Source organism: Mycobacterium sp. EPa45 (assembly GCF_001021385.1).
Taxonomy (GTDB): domain Bacteria; phylum Actinomycetota; class Actinomycetes; order Mycobacteriales; family Mycobacteriaceae; genus Mycobacterium.
Map to the genome: position 1 here is coordinate 2,591,267 of NZ_CP011773.1, position 17,672 is coordinate 2,608,938.

11 protein-coding genes, 1 tRNA gene and 1 pseudogene are annotated in these 17,672 nt (G+C 60.0%); 4 read left to right on the plus strand and 9 right to left on the minus strand.

Features of this window, described 5'->3' with window-relative positions; all coding sequences use genetic code 11:
• Positions 1 to 15 precede the first annotated feature (15 nt).
• On the plus strand, positions 16 to 2,805 hold the full coding sequence (gene mobF, locus AB431_RS12340; protein WP_047333352.1) for a MobF family relaxase: 2,790 nt from the start codon (positions 16 to 18) through the stop codon (positions 2,803 to 2,805).
• A gap of 181 nt (positions 2,806 to 2,986) precedes the next feature.
• Here the strand turns inward: mobF and AB431_RS12345 are convergent, their stop codons facing one another.
• The 8 genes from AB431_RS12345 to hxsA2 form a co-directional block, all read right to left on the minus strand.
• Positions 2,987 to 4,513 (minus strand): helix-turn-helix domain-containing protein, encoded by a 1,527-nt coding sequence (locus AB431_RS12345; protein WP_047330162.1) that lies wholly within the window; start codon positions 4,511 to 4,513, stop codon positions 2,987 to 2,989.
• Between the two features lie 447 nt (positions 4,514 to 4,960).
• A complete protein-coding gene (locus tag AB431_RS12350; protein WP_052960269.1) occupies positions 4,961 to 6,130 on the minus strand; it encodes a hypothetical protein in 1,170 nt (389 codons plus the stop codon).
• Between the two features lie 274 nt (positions 6,131 to 6,404).
• Positions 6,405 to 8,072, minus strand: coding sequence for a DUF4209 domain-containing protein (locus tag AB431_RS12355; RefSeq protein ID WP_047330163.1), 1,668 nt, complete (start codon positions 8,070 to 8,072; stop codon positions 6,405 to 6,407).
• 788 nt (positions 8,073 to 8,860) lie between these two features.
• The gene (locus tag AB431_RS12360) at positions 8,861 to 10,513 is read right to left on the minus strand and encodes a DUF262 domain-containing protein (RefSeq protein WP_082135661.1); all 1,653 of its coding nucleotides are present in this window, start codon (positions 10,511 to 10,513) and stop codon (positions 8,861 to 8,863) included.
• A 976-nt stretch (positions 10,514 to 11,489) separates the two neighbouring features.
• Positions 11,490 to 12,659 carry a His-Xaa-Ser system radical SAM maturase HxsC gene (gene hxsC / locus AB431_RS12365; protein ID WP_047330165.1) on the minus strand — a complete coding sequence of 390 codons (1,170 nt, stop codon included), beginning with the start codon at positions 12,657 to 12,659 and terminating at the stop codon, positions 11,490 to 11,492.
• Positions 12,647 to 14,101, minus strand: coding sequence for a His-Xaa-Ser system radical SAM maturase HxsB (gene hxsB, locus AB431_RS12370; protein WP_047330166.1), 1,455 nt, complete (start codon positions 14,099 to 14,101; stop codon positions 12,647 to 12,649). Before hxsB ends, hxsC begins: the two co-directional genes overlap by 13 nt.
• Positions 14,102 to 14,105: 4 nt before the next feature.
• Positions 14,106 to 14,408 carry a hypothetical protein gene (locus AB431_RS12375; RefSeq protein ID WP_047330167.1) on the minus strand — a complete coding sequence of 101 codons (303 nt, stop codon included), beginning with the start codon at positions 14,406 to 14,408 and terminating at the stop codon, positions 14,106 to 14,108.
• A gap of 80 nt (positions 14,409 to 14,488) precedes the next feature.
• Positions 14,489 to 15,115: a His-Xaa-Ser repeat protein HxsA2 gene (gene hxsA2, locus AB431_RS31555; RefSeq protein ID WP_369803025.1), complete on the minus strand. Its 627-nt coding sequence runs from the start codon at positions 15,113 to 15,115 to the stop codon at positions 14,489 to 14,491.
• 550 nt (positions 15,116 to 15,665) lie between these two features.
• On the opposite strand from hxsA2, the gene AB431_RS30685 reads away from it, so the two are divergent.
• Positions 15,666 to 15,727, plus strand: a tRNA-OTHER gene (locus AB431_RS30685).
• A gap of 104 nt (positions 15,728 to 15,831) precedes the next feature.
• A pseudogene (locus tag AB431_RS31200) lies at positions 15,832 to 16,136 on the plus strand (aldo/keto reductase); the annotation flags it as partial.
• A 53-nt stretch (positions 16,137 to 16,189) separates the two neighbouring features.
• Here the strand turns inward: AB431_RS31200 and AB431_RS30990 are convergent.
• A complete protein-coding gene (locus AB431_RS30990) occupies positions 16,190 to 16,345 on the minus strand; it encodes a hypothetical protein (RefSeq protein WP_144418241.1) in 156 nt (51 codons plus the stop codon).
• A 441-nt stretch (positions 16,346 to 16,786) separates the two neighbouring features.
• Between AB431_RS30990 and AB431_RS12385 the strand changes: the two genes are divergently transcribed.
• Positions 16,787 to 17,635 (plus strand): SigB/SigF/SigG family RNA polymerase sigma factor, encoded by an 849-nt coding sequence (locus AB431_RS12385; protein WP_082135663.1) that lies wholly within the window; start codon positions 16,787 to 16,789, stop codon positions 17,633 to 17,635.
• Positions 17,636 to 17,672 lie beyond the last annotated feature (37 nt).

Below are 17,672 nucleotides of genomic sequence, written 5' to 3' on the forward strand. Positions count from 1 at the left end.
CGAGAGGTGATCGACATGCTGACGATTGCCAAGCTGTCGGCCTGGTCGATCAACTACTACAACGACACCGCCCGAGCCGCTCTTGATGCTCAGACGGCTGGCGGCGGGCTGGGGGAGTACTACTCCGAACACGACACCCGCACACCCGTTTGGCTGTGCGCCGGGGACGCCCGCCGCGCAGCCGAACTCGTCGGATTGTCGGACCTCGATCGAGCGGGGGGAGAGGCAAAAACCGATGTCGTCGAGAGGTGGTTGGTCGGCGGAGAATCGCCCAACGGTGCGGCGGGCCGCGGGTTCCGAAGCGGCAGTGTGCATGGCTTCGATCTGACGTTCTGCGCGCCGAAGTCGGTATCGCTGATCCGCGCAATCCGCGCCGACGATGTGGCGGATAAAGCAATCGCTGACGCCCACGCGGCCGCCCTTTCTGAGGCGATGGAATACCTTGCGACCCATGCCGGATACACCCGCGTGCACAACCCGATCACGGGGGAGAAGGACCTCGTTCGGCTCCCCGGTTTGGTGGCGGTTGCCTACCAGCACGAGACCTCCCGAGCCGGTGATCCACACCTGCACACCCACGTCATCGTCCCCAACCGGCAAGCCCGTGCCGATGGTGCGATGGTGTCGATCGACGGCACCTCGCTGTACCACGAAGCCAAGGCCGCTGGAGTCATCTATCAGGCCACGCTGCGCCGCGAACTGCACCAATCTTTGGGCTACGAATGGCTGCCCGTCGACCCCGCAACGGGCATGGCCGAAGTCGCTGGCATCGACCCGAGCAGCATCGCCGCGTGGTCGCAACGCTCCACCCAACTGCGCGAGTGGGCCGCCGGGAATCTCGTCGTAAACGACGGGGGTGAACTGACAGGAGCGCAGCTCAGTGCGGCTCAAAAGGCCACCCGCCCAAGCAAAGCTGAACAAGTCGCGTGGGCTGAACTACGGGCCGGATGGCGCACCGACGAGCGCGGTCTTGGCATTGATTCGGCGGCGCATCGCCGGGCCCGGCGTGATCGCGTTGCAGCAAGCGGACCGAGGTTCGACCGCCAACGGATTGCCGACGCCGCCGCCACGATCGAGAAGGCCGCATTCACCCGCGCCGACCTCGTCGAAGTCATTGGCGCCCAACTTCCGGTGGACACCGCGCGCTCGCCCCGCCAGCTGGTCGAGGAAGCTGTAGACGAGATCGCGGTGCGACTGACCGCACCACGCGACGCGCATCAGCGGGAGGGCCACGAGCGGTTCACCCTCGATCTGATCCTGGCCGAAGAAGCCGCCGTGCTCGATCTCGTCGACGCCCAAGATTCCCGGTCAATCCTGTGGGGCTTGCGTGACGACGTCGACGGCTTGTCGCCGGATCAACAACGCGCAGTGGTAAATATCGCCATATCACCCTGGTTGGTGCAGCCACTCAGCGCGCCTGCTGGGGCCGGCAAGACGACGTCAATGCGGGCTCTGGTAGCGATGGCTCATCGCCGCCGAAGCGGGCGAGTGATCGTGTTGGCGCCGACCGGCAATGCCGTCGATGTCGCGGTGCGTGAAGGCGCCGGAGACACCGGCTACACCATCGCGAAAGCACTCCACGATATAGACAGTCACACTCTGAGCCTGAAGTATACCGATCTGGTCATCGTCGACGAGGCAGGCATGGTCGGCACCGACGACCTACGACGGCTCCTTACCGCGACCACGCTCGGGGGCGTAAAAGTAGTCCTGGTTGGCGATCAACACCAGCTCGCCCCAGTGAAAGCCCGTGGCGGCATGTTCGCGCAGTTGTGCGCCGACTTGCCGTGGGCCCAGAGGCTATCCGAGGTGTGGCGAATGCACGACCCCGAGGAACGCAACGCATCGCTCGCGTTGCGTGACGGAGGACCGGCCCCGGTGCGCCGAGCGATCGAGTGGTATTGCAAGAACGATCGCCTGCATGCCGGAGATGAGATCGACATGGCCAGTGCTGCTTTGGCAGGCTACCGACGTGACATCGCAGCGGGCAAGGATAGCCTGCTGGTTTGCGACACGACAGAGATGGCCGACGCGCTGAACCACCGCATCCACACCGAGACCATCGACCCGGACGCGCTAGCCGTGACCGCTGCACGCGAACATCAGATCGCTGTCGGTGACCTGATCATCAGCCGCTGCAACGACCCCACGATCAGTGTCTTGCACGCCACCGAAAGGACCCAACACGCGGACCCGGTGCGCAATGGAAACCGTTGGCGCGTCTACGCCATCGACCCCGACAATCAGCGCATCGCCGCCCGGCGCGTCAGCGACGGTGCTCGCACCGTCTTCACCGGCGACTACCTACGCGAACATGTCACCCACGGCTACGCCATCACCGTGCACTCCGCACAGGGCGCCACCACTGACACCACCTACGCTGTGCTGAGCGAAAACACCACTCGCGCATTGCTCTACGTCGCCATGAGTCGAGGACGCCAAACCAATACCGTCTATCTGACTGAACAGCTCGGCGGTGACAAGCAGCTAGACCACCATTCGCAACCCCAGCTGCACGGCGCCGTTCGTGGCGCGAGTCGACATGCTGCCCAGCTCGTTCGCAGAATCGTTGCCAACGTGGGCGATCAAGCCCGCACTGCCCATGACATCGCAGCCAAGGCGCCGGGTGACTCGCGGGATCTCGGCCACGTTTCTGCACTACAGTCTCGACGGCTTCGGCAGGTCACTGACCGCAAGACCGCACTACAAGAATGGCAACGTAGCCGCTCGGGCGACACAAGCGAGGTCCATCGCGAAAAGAGCCAGAGCCGGCAATCGGAACTCAACGACGGAGTCGAACTCTAGACACGGGATCCGAGCAGCGACTGAGTAGTACCGGCTCCTCAACCGATTAACTCGTCCGTCCGCTGTTGCTCCTCGCTGCCTCTGCGACGTCGGTCATCTTGTCTCGGACCAACTCAACGACGGGCACAGTTTCTTCTTGACGGTTTGACCGTCCGTAGCGACCGCGCCGGCGGACGGTTGTCTAGCCCTGTGCGGCCGGCCCCGGATCGTTCTTGCCGATAAACTCATCCACTGTCGGTGGTGGCCCCCACCAGCGGCCACCCTCGCTGAGTGATTGAGTCATCGCGACACGATAGACCTCACGCATGGCGTGTGCGATCTCAGCGTCAGTGGCCCCGGGAATCAGCCGGTGCCGGATGTCGGCGTCAGACACGATGCGCTGGGCCACAGGCGTTGCGCGGTCTTCGTTGAACGCGGCAGAGGATGGATAGGCTTTACCGTGGCCTGTTCCCCTCGTGTAGACGATGAAGCAGTAGGCGAGGTCAAACTGGCACAGGGAATTGAGAAGAACGTCATGAGCCGTGATTTCGGTATCGGATGGAAACTCAATGTTATCGAGGTCAGGTCGCATAGCCGAATGATCGACGATGAGCTCGCGTGCAGCCGAGATGATGAATCCGTTCCGGCCACTGGTGAGATCTGCGCGTGAAGCGTCGACTTGTGCGTGTCGAATCCAGGAGGAGTACGTGTAGTCGGCGCCGTAACTCTCCGAGGGCACGGGCCTCAGTGCCAGGCTGGAGACCGTTTCCCACGCTTCCAGCCTGACGGCGAGACTGCCGATGACGTAGAGCCTGATCACCGTGGACAGGCGCTTCCTGGTGGCATCGGAGCCCACGCCGAGCTTGACGTATTGATCACCAAGCCTCTCGATCGCTTCGGTGACCAGGTCGCCGCGCTCAAAGTACAGCGCTTGGGCACAGAAGATGACCCATAAGTTCAGCGCCTTTTCGAAATCCTCCACACTCATGCCAGCCGCCATGGACTGAGTCAGTGACCGGAGGAACTGGCGGAGCCTCACATCGTTGTCGACTTCGAGGAGAGTGGCCGCGGCCTCCGCGAATGTCGGGTAGTCCATATTTGTCGAAAGGGGGATATCTCTGCGGGTGCCGGCCGAATTAGCCTGCGAGGCAATAAACTCGCGAATGACTTGCTGGGCGAGGTCGCCCGCCTCTTTGCGGATCCTGGCGGTGTACTCGGACAATACATCCGGCCAGTGAGCATGACGGAGACGGACGTTCTGGGCCCCTTCTCTCACCCAGATCTCTCCGGGACGAAACACCGTCACCACCTTGCCGTCGGGATCCATAAACTCGCCGTCTTTGCTGAACGGCACCGGAAGTCCGTCACGGTGGTGCGGTACGAACACCATCACGATCTCATCGCTGCCATGATCATGAATCTGCACCCTGAGGTGGATCTCGCCCTCGATGTACTTTCGGACGAGGTCACCGAGTTTGGCGCCGTCGAACGCTCTTCGGTCCTTGATGGTTCCGATCGGCGTACACGGAACTCCAGCGTCGTCAACACCTATGAGGATGTATCCACCCGGGGGCCGATTCGACATTGTCACAATGTCTTTTACGATTTTCAAACGATCCTCTAACACACCCAGGTCGACGGAAGCCTTCAGGTCGAGGTGGGTTTCTTCGGGGTTGCCGAGCAGCTCCCGGAGCTTCTCGTAATCGGTGCGCCCGTCAGGAACTATCATGCTTGTTGACCCCTTCCGTGCTGCCTCGAGCGAATCTCCCATGACACTGTCAGCTCCCCGACCGTCGGCGACAGTACTCCAGCTCGCCGCTGCGGACCTAACAACCTCTGTGCCCGGCCGCAGGATGCAATCACGGAGGGCATTGGTAACCTGCCGCCGGCCAATGCCTTCGACCCGGAGTCTCACGGATAACCAGCTCACGCTTCCGCCCACCGTCGACCAATCCCGCTGCAGCGGTGGGCATCTGATCAAGCGCCTCCATTCCGGGGTGTCACACTTCCTGATCAGCTGAGTCAAGGGCGTCTTCGACGTCACAGGGCGATGGCTTCCCCCATCACGAAGGCGTCCGCCCAAATCTGGCGCTCTACGGAAGCTGAGCGGCTCGCATCCGTCGACACAGCGCGACACAGCAACGGATTGCATGGAGTTGTTCGGGGGCGGCGGCAGCTAATGTTCGCCAAAGGCCGCGGGGTCAGAGCGTGCCAGCCAGGGCCAGTCCGGTGGAGAGCCAAAGATGGCCTCTGTATCGGCCGATGCCTCAACCGGCTTGAACACCAGCCCGCTGTCGTCACATGTATGTGCTTCTAACGGAAGTTGCACCGTGAGAGTTTGGTGTGCCCAGGGATTCAGCCACATCGTCGGAAGCTCTGTGAACGGCCGCGACATTGAGATGCGTTGGGCAAAGAGCACTGCGGACACTCCCGCTCCGCGTGGCGGGGGCCCGGGGTTCCAGAAACCGTCAGCTGCCCTCACTATCGATGCCGACTCGCCATTTGAACTAACAGCGTGGGAGCCGAACAGTGCATCTTCGACTTCACTCGGCCTAGCGAAGATAGTCCAGTTCAAGATGGCCACCGCGAGGGACCCGCTGTGGGCACGGCCCTGTTCGCGCTTGTCCTTAAGAATTTTTCGGATCTCAATAGCACTCTCGACGGGGAATGCGCCACTGCCCGGGCCGACTCCTATTCGGCCGCAATCTTCGCCCCGATTGTCGGGGCTAAATGGAATGGCCGACAACGTAACCCGCCAATTGTCATCGCCGAAATCGAACATCTGCGATGGCCGCTCGCCGCGTTGCGTCAAGGTGTTGCGGACTAATTCGTAGTCCAAGGTATTGAGCCAAGATTCCACGTCTGCGATGACTCGGCTTCGCTTGAGTCTCAACCCGGACGAAGCGATTCGGACACCCACAAGGAAATCCGGATTACGGGCCGCGTCTATACAATCGAGTGCCCATCTCTCGCTATCGGAGTTCCACCGGCTTCCATCTTTAAAGAGAACGGCGCACTCGATGTGAGTTGATGAGGCGCCTTTCGAGACAAAGAAGTCCGGCCCCTGTCCGGGGTTCACTGTTACCGAGTATCCGAGTCGGCGGAAGAGGATGAATACGTAGAGTTCCCACCAGGCTGCGGCATGCTGGTGGACATCGTGTTTTCGGAATCGAGCCCGTAGGTCGCCCGTGGCGTCTGGATACTCCGCGTACCAATCCTCGATCAAGTCTCGTACTGCCTCGTACTCCGTGCCGCCGGCGCGATTAAGGAACTCGAAATGGGCTTCGCTGTATTTGGCGGGGTCATCATCTCGGGGTACCTGGTCGAAAAGGCCGGTTCCCGTCACTTCCCGTCAACGCCCGGCAGCCATCCTGATTGCACACCGCAGTTGTCGCAGTCGACGTCAACGATCCACTTCGACCGCTCGTCTAGGCCATGCGACCAGACCGGTTTGGCTACCGTCACACGGGCCGGCCGATTACATTCAGTGCACATCGCTTCCGCGGGGTAAGTTGCCATACAAAGGAGGCTAATCCCGCGGACCGACAGCTCCGGCTCGATCGTCGACTTTGCAAAGGTCTGTCCAGTCGGGCTCAGGGGTTTGCGATACGGGCTCTTCATCATTCTCCTTCGCCCGATGGCTTTTCATTGTCGCCTTTGGTAGGTGGTTTCTGAGTTATGAGGCTGACGGTCAGCAGCGTGTGCAGGACGAGCGCGGCCGCTTGCGAAGAGTTGTAGAGACCAATGCCGTGTGAGAGTTGATTCCGCAGGTTGAATCCGAGCGGGTGGGTCAGGGTGGCCTTAAGGAATCGATATCGACTGTCGCTCAGCGTGAATACGCCTGGGAGGAGATCGATCATTGCTCCGAGTCCCGGGTACTGGCCGGGTTTACGGATGTTCTGCAGCATGTATATGCCTCGGTTTGCGTTCAGGATCACTTGGCGTATCGCGTTTTCGATCCACGGCGTAGCGGTGTATACGGCTCCTTCGTAGTCTCCGCACCAATAACGTTGGAGGGCAAGGGTAGCGGCCTGTATGACGTATGGGTTTGTCGATGGCCACTGGCTGAGAAACACCACCAACGCTTCCTGCTCGGGCATTCCAAAACGTTCGGGTATCGAGTGAAGCGCTGCGGCCATTGGCCGCAGATTCCCGCTGATGAGCTGCGCTTCCCATTTTGTGAGGTCACCGTCGAAGCGGTCCTCGGGGCTGGTGGCTTGATAAATCGGCAGCCCATCGGGTCCCAGGATCATGTCGGGGAATAGCGCCGTGAGTGGGGCTGCGTTACGGTTGGCCTCAACGGTTGCGCAGTTCTGCTCGTAATTGCCGCTCAGTGGACCATACTTGGCGAACGACAGGAGTGCTTCCTGCCATGTTGCGCCAGAGGACATTTGGTCGCGGGTCTGGTCGAACAGCTCCAGGTACATTGCCGCACTGGTTTCAATGCGGATCAATTCAAGGTCCTCGTAGCGAGTGGTTTGCAGCTCCGCTGCCGCGCGTTCCTTCAGCTCAGGTATCCGCGATGCCTCGGCGACCTTCAACGCATCTTGCCGGTGCACAAGTTGGATGATCCCCGACGCGGCTTCAGCAGCGTTGAGATAGTTGAGAACGCGCCTCTCCCAGACCTTATTTCGGCATTCATCGTTAGCACAGCGACCGAAGACCATCTGCAGCGCGCGATCGCGGTCGCGCGCGTCGGCCAATTTCTCCGAGGCTTGGTCCAAGAGGCTATCGACCCGGGCGGGGCAGTCCGGGTCGCTAACGGCGTAGTCGAGCGGCCTAAGAACGTAGCCGGGGCCCTCGCTTGGCTCCGCTTGAAGAGCAGCTTCTGCCCCATCGAGCAACTGACCGAGGGCTCGCTGGATGGCGCTGTTATCACCGATGATTCGTGCAAGTCGGGCAGCGATACGCAGGTATTCGTCGGAGTCAGCGGCGCGGTTCCACTGGGCTGCGGCGTCGATGTAGTTATCGACCGCGATCCTCGCATTTACGAGGGCCGCCGCCCCACCGCATTGAAACAAGGCATGCGCCAACCGGGCCCGCCCTGACGCCGCCTCAACACGGTCGAGAAGATCGCGCCAAACCTGACGCACGTCCTCGCCGACAGACTTGATCGGCGGCGGATCGGGATCGTCGCTTTCCACTCGCGGCATGAGACGGGCCCCTTTGCCGGCGCAGTCGACCATGTAGTCAAAGGCCCAACAGGTAGCTTTCAGTTCGAGAGTGGCGTCGTCCGGCAGGTCGCCGAATAGCATCACTCCGACTTCCTCGCGGATCGCGTAGGCCATGGAAAAGACGCTCTCCGCGGAGGCGGCTCGGTCAATCGCGGCTGCGTACCAGGCTACGTTTCGCGGTTGGTCTGTCGTATCGCTCATAGCTGGAGATCGTAGAACCGCGGTCCGACACCTCTATTCGGAGGAATTTCGATGCCCAGCGCTCGGCCCGCGCCCATTCGATGTACGGAGACATCACCCTACTAGGTGGAACACTTTTGGGAACAGGCGCGAAGCGCTAATGAATCTTGGGAACGAGTCTGGCGTCATCCTCGTGCGATATCCGCTTTCTAGCTGCGACGAAATCACTCGCCCTGTGTCATCCAGGCGGGAAGCGCGGTACGTCCGTTTTAAACCCGCAGCGCCTTCGGAACTCGGGGCCTGCATAGTCAACCGTCATGCGAACGATTCCTGCGTCGACATAGCGAATTTTCTGCCCACTATCGTTCCTCGGCGGGTGCGCGGCCTCTTGCCTCAACCGCCTCGTCGAGGTTTTGCGACAGGACGTCGCGCAACTGGGCGATGGTCGTGATGTCGATGAGAGCAAGTTGTGTGACTAGCTCGGAACAGACCGCGTCTTCACTGGCCGTGCGGTCTGGGAATTCCCGCCGGAGGTATGCCTTTAGGCTGCTTCTGTCGAGTGGGATGTCGAAGGCCGTAGCGTCGTCAGCACGGCGCGCTTCGTCGATTTTGCCAGTGCCACCCCACTCTGCCGGCCGCTATCAGCTAAATAGGTAAACGCAAGACTTCGGAGTTGGGACGGCTTCTCTACATGATTGACACTCTGTGTGGTCGCGCGTCAATCATGGGTTATTCAAGATGGACTCAGCGAATTTCTTTGTGCGCTCTTCTATAACGGTTCTCGTCCAAGCCGGTTCAGAAAGTACTTGCATACTGCGAGGGAAATCAGAGACACGCGGTTGAAGGTAGGAGGTCTTCTTGTCCTTGAATTCTCTATTGCTAGCAGACGAATTCTTGCTTTTACTCAGGAGCACTAAATTTCCGGCAGTGTTCACAACTGCGTCGATATCCTGCGGGCTGAAATTTTTGCACCACTCGCTGTTCGTGTTTGGGTTCTGTGGAAGCACATGTTCGACCGACCGTACATTGAACTCGCGGGCGTGATCCAATTCGGAGGCGAGTATTTCTGCCCGCAACAGCAAATACTTGCTGTAACCTGAAGTATAGAAATTCCCAACGAGGCAAGCTTCTTGTATCGCCTTCGGGTCACTTTTCTCCGTTGTAGCCTTAATTGCTTCACGGTATCGCCCAGTGTCCATACTCTTTAGTAAGTCGGTATAGACGGAGTAACGTTCGTCTTTTCGCATCCCGCTTACCCAGTGCGTCAAGTACACTTTCTCGATGCCAAGAATGTATTCGTACAGCCCGGTGGTGCCAAACTTTCTTGCATATGCCAAGACGCAGGCCCGCCATTCAGACGCGCTGAACTGCCATACCATTGCGGAGATCAGCGTCCTGAACTTTATACCATCGCTAGTCGCGTCGAGATAGTCAAAATCTACAAAAAGCTCTTCGTAAAGCTTGACGTATATCTCGAGCTCATCGATGAACGACTTACCAGGGGTGGGCTTCCCAGGCTGATTGAAGATGCGCGTTTCGAACTCTCGCAGAAGGTCAGCCTGCGGTTTGTCTCGAATATATATAAGGCGCAGAAGGTAGAATAGATCTTCAAAATTCGTTTCACCGAGCGACTCTTCCATCGTCTCCCAACGATTCGCGTACCGTCTACGCGCGTCATCGTCGATTATTACATTCGGGGCGATATTCCGCGCCTTGATTATATCAATACGTCGGAGCTGCTTACCTCGGTCGTTGACGATGGTGAACAATCGGAAAGCTTCTTCAAAGTCAGTCGCAGTGAGAAAGATGATGACACAGTGCTGAAATATGTACTTTGCTAAACCCTCAGCTTCCTCGGCCGAGAATGACTTAAGTCGTTCATGGAAGATGTCTCGAGCAAGAATATAACGTGACTCGGCTGGAGTGACGGCTCCTGAGGGTTGGTAGGTAGTTGTCCCGCCTTGCATCCCGACCATCTGATTAAATACGTTCGAGTCCCTGACTTCAATCCGGTTGCGTGACGGAATATTGTCTAACGACTTCGCCGGCTGAATGATTTTATCCTGCAGCTGACTACGGATATCGGTGGCGTCTGCCAACGCGGCAAGATCGCGTATGCAAGCGAGTAGTATGCACAACGCCGTTAAGCGCTGCTGGCCGTCCACGATGTCAAATGTTCGTTCTGCGGTTTTGTGCAGTACCAACGTCCCAAGAAAATAGTCTGTGGTCTGCCTCGCCGTTGTAAGATCATCGACTAGGTCTGTCAAATTATCCTGATCCCAGGAAAATGGTCGCTGATATTCCGGCACCCTGAAGAAGTAATCTTCGGAGAAGAGTTTTCCGATAGTCAGCGACGCGCTATCTAAGCTTGGCAACTGGGATCCTTCCGAGACTGCACACTGGCGCCCATCTTATTCGCAGTGCCGCGGCTATGTAACTCACCTGTCCGCGATCGCGGACGAACCTCGTCGCCGCGGGTCTGGCTACACCTCATCAACGACCCGTTCGTCGAGCTCGCCACGGTGTGAATTTTTCCATGACCGCCGTTCTGCGAACCCGTAGCAGGCTTCTCGACCTGCGAGAAAGCGCTGGTCGAGAGCCCGAGGGTGCTGTGGACCTCTACTTGGTGTTACATCCTTGCTGCATCAACGGGCGCTGGCGCCACTACGCAGATTGCGGGCCGCAGCGCTTTATCGCTTCTATGGGCGCAAGCCTCCTCGAGTGTGAAGCTCCACTCTTTCACTGCCCCGTGTAGTTCGCGAGGCCTGCCGCTGACGGGGCTGCGAGTCCACCTCGGCGTCTCGTCGCAGTGTTGCGAGCAGAGGCGATTACGAGGTGCACAACACCAACGAAAGGGGAGCGCTCAAGTCGGACGGAGCCCAATCTCGCAGCGAAGATCGGCCAGTGTTTGCCGGCGCCCAGAGCACCTCGCCGCCGGCCGCCAGCTAACACGCAAACGCAAAGACTTCTGATTTGGGAACAAATTTGGGAACAAAACCCTCCGAAACGGGTCGATATGGCTGAGCCGCCCTGAAATGGTGTGAAATGTCAATAGCCATTTACCTGCATAAATGAGACTTAACGGACCTAGCAAACTATTGAGACGACAGCTCATAACCCAGTAGTCACTGGCGCGAATCCAGTCCCGGCGCTCGGCTACCGCGAAACGCTTAGAGCAGACTTTTCTGGCGACGTCCGCGTGCGGGTGGCAGCGGAGTCGGGAATCTCTGCAAGTGATCTCGATCGTGGCATCTGGCTGTGGCAACGTAGCCGTTAGGTCCGCTAGCCCCAAACTAAATCAGTCGCAGGATTGTGTCCCGGCGCGCCCGACGACTGTCGCGACCTGTGGAACTAGATCGCAGCTATCCCGCGGCTGAATTGTGTTCGGCCGGTTGAGAAGAAGCCTGCACAGTCGCGGCGGACCGAGCAGCCTTCGCACTCCTCCACGTAGGCGTTTTTCCAGTCCGAGATCGATTGCAGCGCGAAGGGCCGGAGGCTGGGGTCGAGCACGCACAGCGGCAGGTTATAGATGGAAACGTTGACCCCGGTCGTTGCGAGCACGTCGACGCCGGCCTTCAATTGTTCTTGATAGTCAACGGGATCGATCCACAGCATGTCGTTGTTGGCGATCGCAAAGCCGGTGTTTTCCATGCCCATGAGAGCCACGTGGTCCACGAAGGGCAGGTTGCGAGCGATCCACGAGCACGTCTCACGCAGGCGGGGAGCGGTGATGGCGTGAAGCACGACCCGTACTTCAACTCGCTGGCCCCGATCCTTGAGATGAAGAATGCCTAGGACCGTTTGGTCGAAGGCTCCCTTCGCCTGGACGACGTAGTCATGGATCTGGTCGACGGCCGCGTAGATCGGTATTCCTGCCGAAAGTCTGGGGTGGCGAACGTCCGCCCAGGTGGTCGCGACCTCGGGCGAGGCGAAGGCACGCCCATTGGTCAGCACGTGAATCGCAGTGTTGGGGAGCAGATCCCGCGTCAGCTCGACTAGGCCGATGAATTGCCGCCAGTCGGTGAGAGGCTCACCGCCGGTGAATGTCAGAGCGGGTGTCGCCGGATCGACCAGCGGAATAGTCTGCGCGATCTCGTCAATCAGCCAGCCGTCATCAACTTTCTTGGGCGGTTGCGAGCACATCAGGCAGTAGTTGTTGCAACGTTCGGTAACGAGAAAAAAGTTGTGTCGCGATGCTCGGCGGTAGAGCACTCGCACCCGACGAGATTGTGGAGCGATGCCCAGCACGTCACCCTCGCCAAGCTCGGCGAATCCGGCCGGCAACCGCACGTAGTTCAATACAGCCCCAGCCGGGCGTGCATCGCGGGCAATACCAAGTCGGTAACCGTGGGCGTGCGCCAGCTCCCAGTCGTTGTCGTCGGCGACCAATGCGGCGTCGCGATCGTGGGCTGGGGGACTGTGGGGCGAGCGGAGGCGCACGTATCGTCGTTCTGGTCCGAGTCCGATGATGTCGGCCTCGGGTGAACGTCCGGAAAGGACAAGGGGTTTCATGACGCCCATCGCCGGAGGATGGCGGCGTCCTCGGGCGAGTGTTCGAGCAGCTCGAAAAGATGGGTGATGACACCTTTTTGCCGTTGGCAGAACTCCGATAGTGGCTTGATTCCTAGCAGATCTTGTTGGGTTGCATGATGATAGACAGGGTCTGCGCCGCAGTTGGGTTCGAAGACGCAGGTGGAGCATTGTGGCGCGGTTTGGGTGAGCGAGTTAGCGACCGCCGACACTAGGGTGTCTGATAACACCAGCTCTCGATAACTGTGCTCGTGCACGGTGCCCAGTTCGAAACTGCGGTCTCCCATTTCGGCCAGCATTCGGGCCTCGTCAGAGGCGAAGACGGTTCCGTCGTAGTTGTAGACCAGAGCTCCCAGACCAATGCCGGCCGGGCTTCTGAGGTCGACATAGCCGATGGGTTCATCGCTGAGTATCCGGCGAACAATGAGCGACGAGTAGAACTCAGGAAAGCGATCGCCGGACTTGTTGACATCGAGGATGTAGCGCAGACCACGTTTCCAAAATTGGAGCCAGTCAGTCCCGCGGTATTTCTGGAACTGCTTGGTCTTGATCGCAAAGCCGTAGGGAGACAGTGGCCTAAGGAAGATGCCGTCGAGACCCTGCTCGAGATACTCATCGACGATCTCCTCGACGCGATCCAGACTGGCTTCGGTGGTGGTCATCAACGCACCGACCTTGTCCTGACCAAGGCGATCCTTAATGCGCGCGATACCCGCGACCGCGAGTTCATAGCTGTTATCGCCACGGCGCGGCCGGTTCTTGTTGTGAAGGTCGCGCGGGCCGTCTAACGACGTGCTGAAAAGAATGTCGTGCTCAGCGCTGAAGTCGAGCACTTCGTCGCTGAGCAGGGCCAGGTTCGTGGCGATCACAAATTGCAGCCGCTTGCTCAGGGGAGCGGCCCGCTGTTTCGCCGTTACGACGATCCATCGGATGAGTTCGAAGTTCAGCAGCGGCTCGCCGCCTTGAAACTCGATCTTGATCAGCGGGGCGGGCGCGGAAAGGGCGATATCAATCGCCTTTGACGCGGTCGCCTGGTCCATGTCGTAGCGGACCCGGTCCTTGCTTTGGCGGGAGACCTGGCAGTAGGGGCAGGAATGCTCGCAGCGCAGCGTGACGACAAACAGGTGAAGGGGCGTGGCTGCTCGCAGAAAACTCAGGCGGCTTCGTAGGCGAAGCGCCAGGAGCTGCTGCTGCGCGCGTTGCCCGGTCGACCCGACGAAGAGTCTTTCGAACGCCCGCTCGTAAAGTCCGTCGCCGGGCGCGAGGTCGAGCGCGCAGAGACGGTCCAGTTCCGCTGCGGTCATTTCGGCCATGTCGCCAACCATGTTGCCGACAAGAAAACGGTCGGCGCCCAGCCGCTCAAAGCGGATAGGCAGAAGGTGCAGATCGGATTTTTCAGGGCTGAACGAATCCGCTGCGGCGAAGCCGGCCATGGAGTTATTCCCTCTCGGCCAGCGACCCGAACGCCAACGCCACGATGACATCCCGTAGCCGGCCAGTCTCCCTGCCGACCTTCTCGCGGAGGTTTTCATCGGTCACAAGATTCAGAAAATGGGTCCGCAGCTCGTCGCCGTCAATCTGCAGATGCGACGGCGAAAGTCGGCACACATATCGCCCATCTGATTCGTCGATGTGACAAGAAGCCTGCCCGATCAAGCGGTACGCCGCCTCCTGCAACGCGCCCAACGACTGGACCGACGCGCTGAAGACAACAACAACATCCGACATAGAGGTCGTCATCGTCGGCCGATCGCTACGGTCGAGCAACCGATCGTTTCAACCAGCGTTCTTGTCATCAATGAACGCAACGTCATAGGTGGTCATTCACCGTGGGAGCCGTCGCAGTAATGCCCACCCGCAAGTACGGCAGCCAATGCTTGTCTCGCGATATTCGCAGCATCGCCGGCCCCTAAGCCAAAGGTCTGTTGCAGCTCATTCGCGATGTCATTCACGCCAAGGCCATAGCTCGCCCGTGCGCACGCAACGGCGGCGACATCAGCGGTGTTCGCGGGCGCCGGTCCGGTTGTCGCTGCGGGAGGAGCTACGACGGGAGGAGCTACGACGGGAGGGGCTACGACCGGCGGCGCGTAAATCGGGTTCGGTACGTAGGGCACATCGGGCACATACGGCACGTAGGGCGTATCGGGGACGCCATATCCCGGGCTGGACGATGCATGCGACGCGTGCGAGGCATGCGATGCGTGCGACGAGTGAGAACTGTGCTGCGGGAACAACATGCCGTCCCTGGTCTGCTGCACTGTGAAGCTCATGAGTTCCGCGTCGACCGGACGCGCGGTTTCTGCCTCCGTCGGAATCCGTTCCTGCGCGTCAATGCCGACCTGAACTCCATTTGAGTCCGCCGCATGGGCGATCGGCGGGACGACCGCTGGCGTCGCGAGGGCAGCAAGTGCCGTCGCGAGACTTACAACCTTTGGAGTCTCACGCATGCCCACTCCACGAACCCGACCCCGCGTCGACCGCGGTGAAGAAAACCGCCATGTTTCCGTCCCCCTCTAGCAGCAGATCAAAAGGCTCAACGTCGCATCAGCTTGCCGACTCGAGGCGTGCTGATCGTCGAGTCTGAACCCCGTGCCCCGGGGAATTTTAGGCGCTTCACTGTGCTGGGATGAACCGTTTGCGTCTGATACTTGAGTTCCCTATTGCAGGTAGCAGATCTTTGGACATTGCTGGGTGTGGGCCGGTGGCCCATACTCACGCCGTGCGCAGAGTCCTCTGCAAGGACGTCGAGGGGAAGCGATACGCAGTTCGTAACGGTTGGGGCATCGAGTTGGAGCCAGTGCATGCTGGCGTGGAACGCCGATCCGACGAGTCATTCTTGAGTCGTAAGCCCGACCGCCCGCTATGCGTGCGGACACTCAGGGGGCGTTTGAGCCCAATTTTCATAGGGCCAAAATAGGGCCAAACTTTCAGACCAGGTGCTCCAGAGGGTCCAATTCAAACTATCCGCAAGCCCCTGACCAGCGCAAACAGAAAGTTAGTGCAGCTAAATCAGCCTCACACGCGGAAGGTCGCTGGTTCGATACCAGCCGGGACCACCACATAAATGCCCCGCTCACAGGGCGGCCCACGCCAGTCGAGCAGCCGGTCACAAGCCAGGTGGACATCCGTCCAGCCGCGTCAGCTGTGCGTCGGTGAGCACGACGGCATCACGTTCTACCGCGAGGGGCCGCACGCGTCGACACTCGAGAACCCGGTCATCGGGGAGATCGCCGCTGCGCACAACGCGCCCGCGCATGTGATGCTGCGCTGGCACATCCAGCAGGGGCGCCAGGTCATCACGAAGTCGGTGATGCTGTCGCGGATCGCGGAAACATCGACATATTCGACTTCGCCCTCACCGCAGCACAACTCGCGGCGATCGATGGACTGGACACCGGAATTCGCTGTGGTCCGAAGCCCGAGGACGTCGCGCTCACGAAGTTCGGCCGCGATATCCCCGCAGCCTGAACCACCGCGTGCTTATGACGGGCCTGCTCACGCTGGGGCGAACAGCAGCCTCGCTAGAACCACACCTTACGGCCGCCGACCGGACGCCCGACCGCTCCCAGAATCCACAGCACGATGCCGACCACGACGAGAATGCCACCGATGGTGTAGAGGATGGACAGGCTGGTGAAGTAGCCGATCAAAAGCAGGATGATGCCGAGCACGATCATGATTGGTCCGATCCGTAGGCCGTATGCACTGAAGTGGTGCTTGATCCGGGAATTACCGGATCGGTCATTTTTCAAACAGGCAGCGAGACCGGCGGCTTTGCCCGACCTGAGGGTCGTGTCCTTCTCGCCGGTGGCAGGCCGCCATCAAAGCCCGGCACATACGTTTCGTCGAGAGTCGCATCGAATCCGGGACCGGACTGGGCTGGGCGGAACGGCGTGAGTCAAATCGGCTGTCCTGCAGGAGTACTGGTTGAGGGTACGCACCTCGGAGAACGGTGATGTTGGCGCGGCTGGGTTCGACATGTTTGCGTTGTGCATGGTCGGGGGTACACCCCGCACGGGTTCAGACGCGAGCCGCGGCGAGATCAGTAAGCGGAAGCGGATAGAGGTCACCCAGTGAGTACGGCCGATTCTGTCAATGAATATGCCGACGTAGGCGACATGTTTAGGCGGCTCAAAGACCTTGCTGACGACGGCCCGGGATTCGCGCGCCAGCGTGAAGCGATCATCGAACGCACCCTGCCTCTGGCCCAGCACGTGGCCCGACGTTTTCGCGGTCGCGGCGAAGACTACGACGACCTTTTCCAGGCCGCTTCCGTCGGTTTGATCAATGCAGTCAACCGTTTCGACCCCGACAAGGGCACCGAGTTCTTGCCATTTGCAGTCCCCACGATCATGGGTGAGGTCCGCAGGCACTTTCGTGATCGCGGCTGGGCCTTGAAAGTCCCACGCCGGCTGAAAGAATTGCAAGGGCAACTGGCGCAAGCCCGTTCCGAACTAACGCAGCGCACCGGCCGCGCACCGACAGCGTCCGAACTTGCCGAACATATGGACGTCGATCGTGAGACCGTGGTTGACGCCCTCATCGCGGGCAGCAATTACTCAACACTGTCGACGGATGCGCCAATGGGTGCGCAGGATGACGGCGGGACGCTGTTGAGTTCGTTGGGTGGTCTTGACGCCGGACTGGCCAAGGTCGTCGACGTGGAAACGGTGCGCCCGCTCATCGCCGCACTGCCCGAGCGTGAACGCACCGTGCTGATGATGAGATTCTTTGGCGACAAGACTCAAACTCAGATCGCCGAGCAACTCGGCATTTCGCAAATGCACGTCTCTCGTCTGCTCAACCGAACCCTCGAGACGCTGCGCAGCCAGGCAGTTCCAGCGGAGGCTGAGTCTGCGCAATCCACACGTGGGTTGGAGGCGCAACAATCCCGCAAGCGCGCGCCGCGCAGCCTGGCTTGCCCGAAGGCTGTCACGACGCCCCCGACCACCCCACTCGCATCCTGACGCCTCGACAAGCCACCGCTTCCCACTTCGCCGCGCG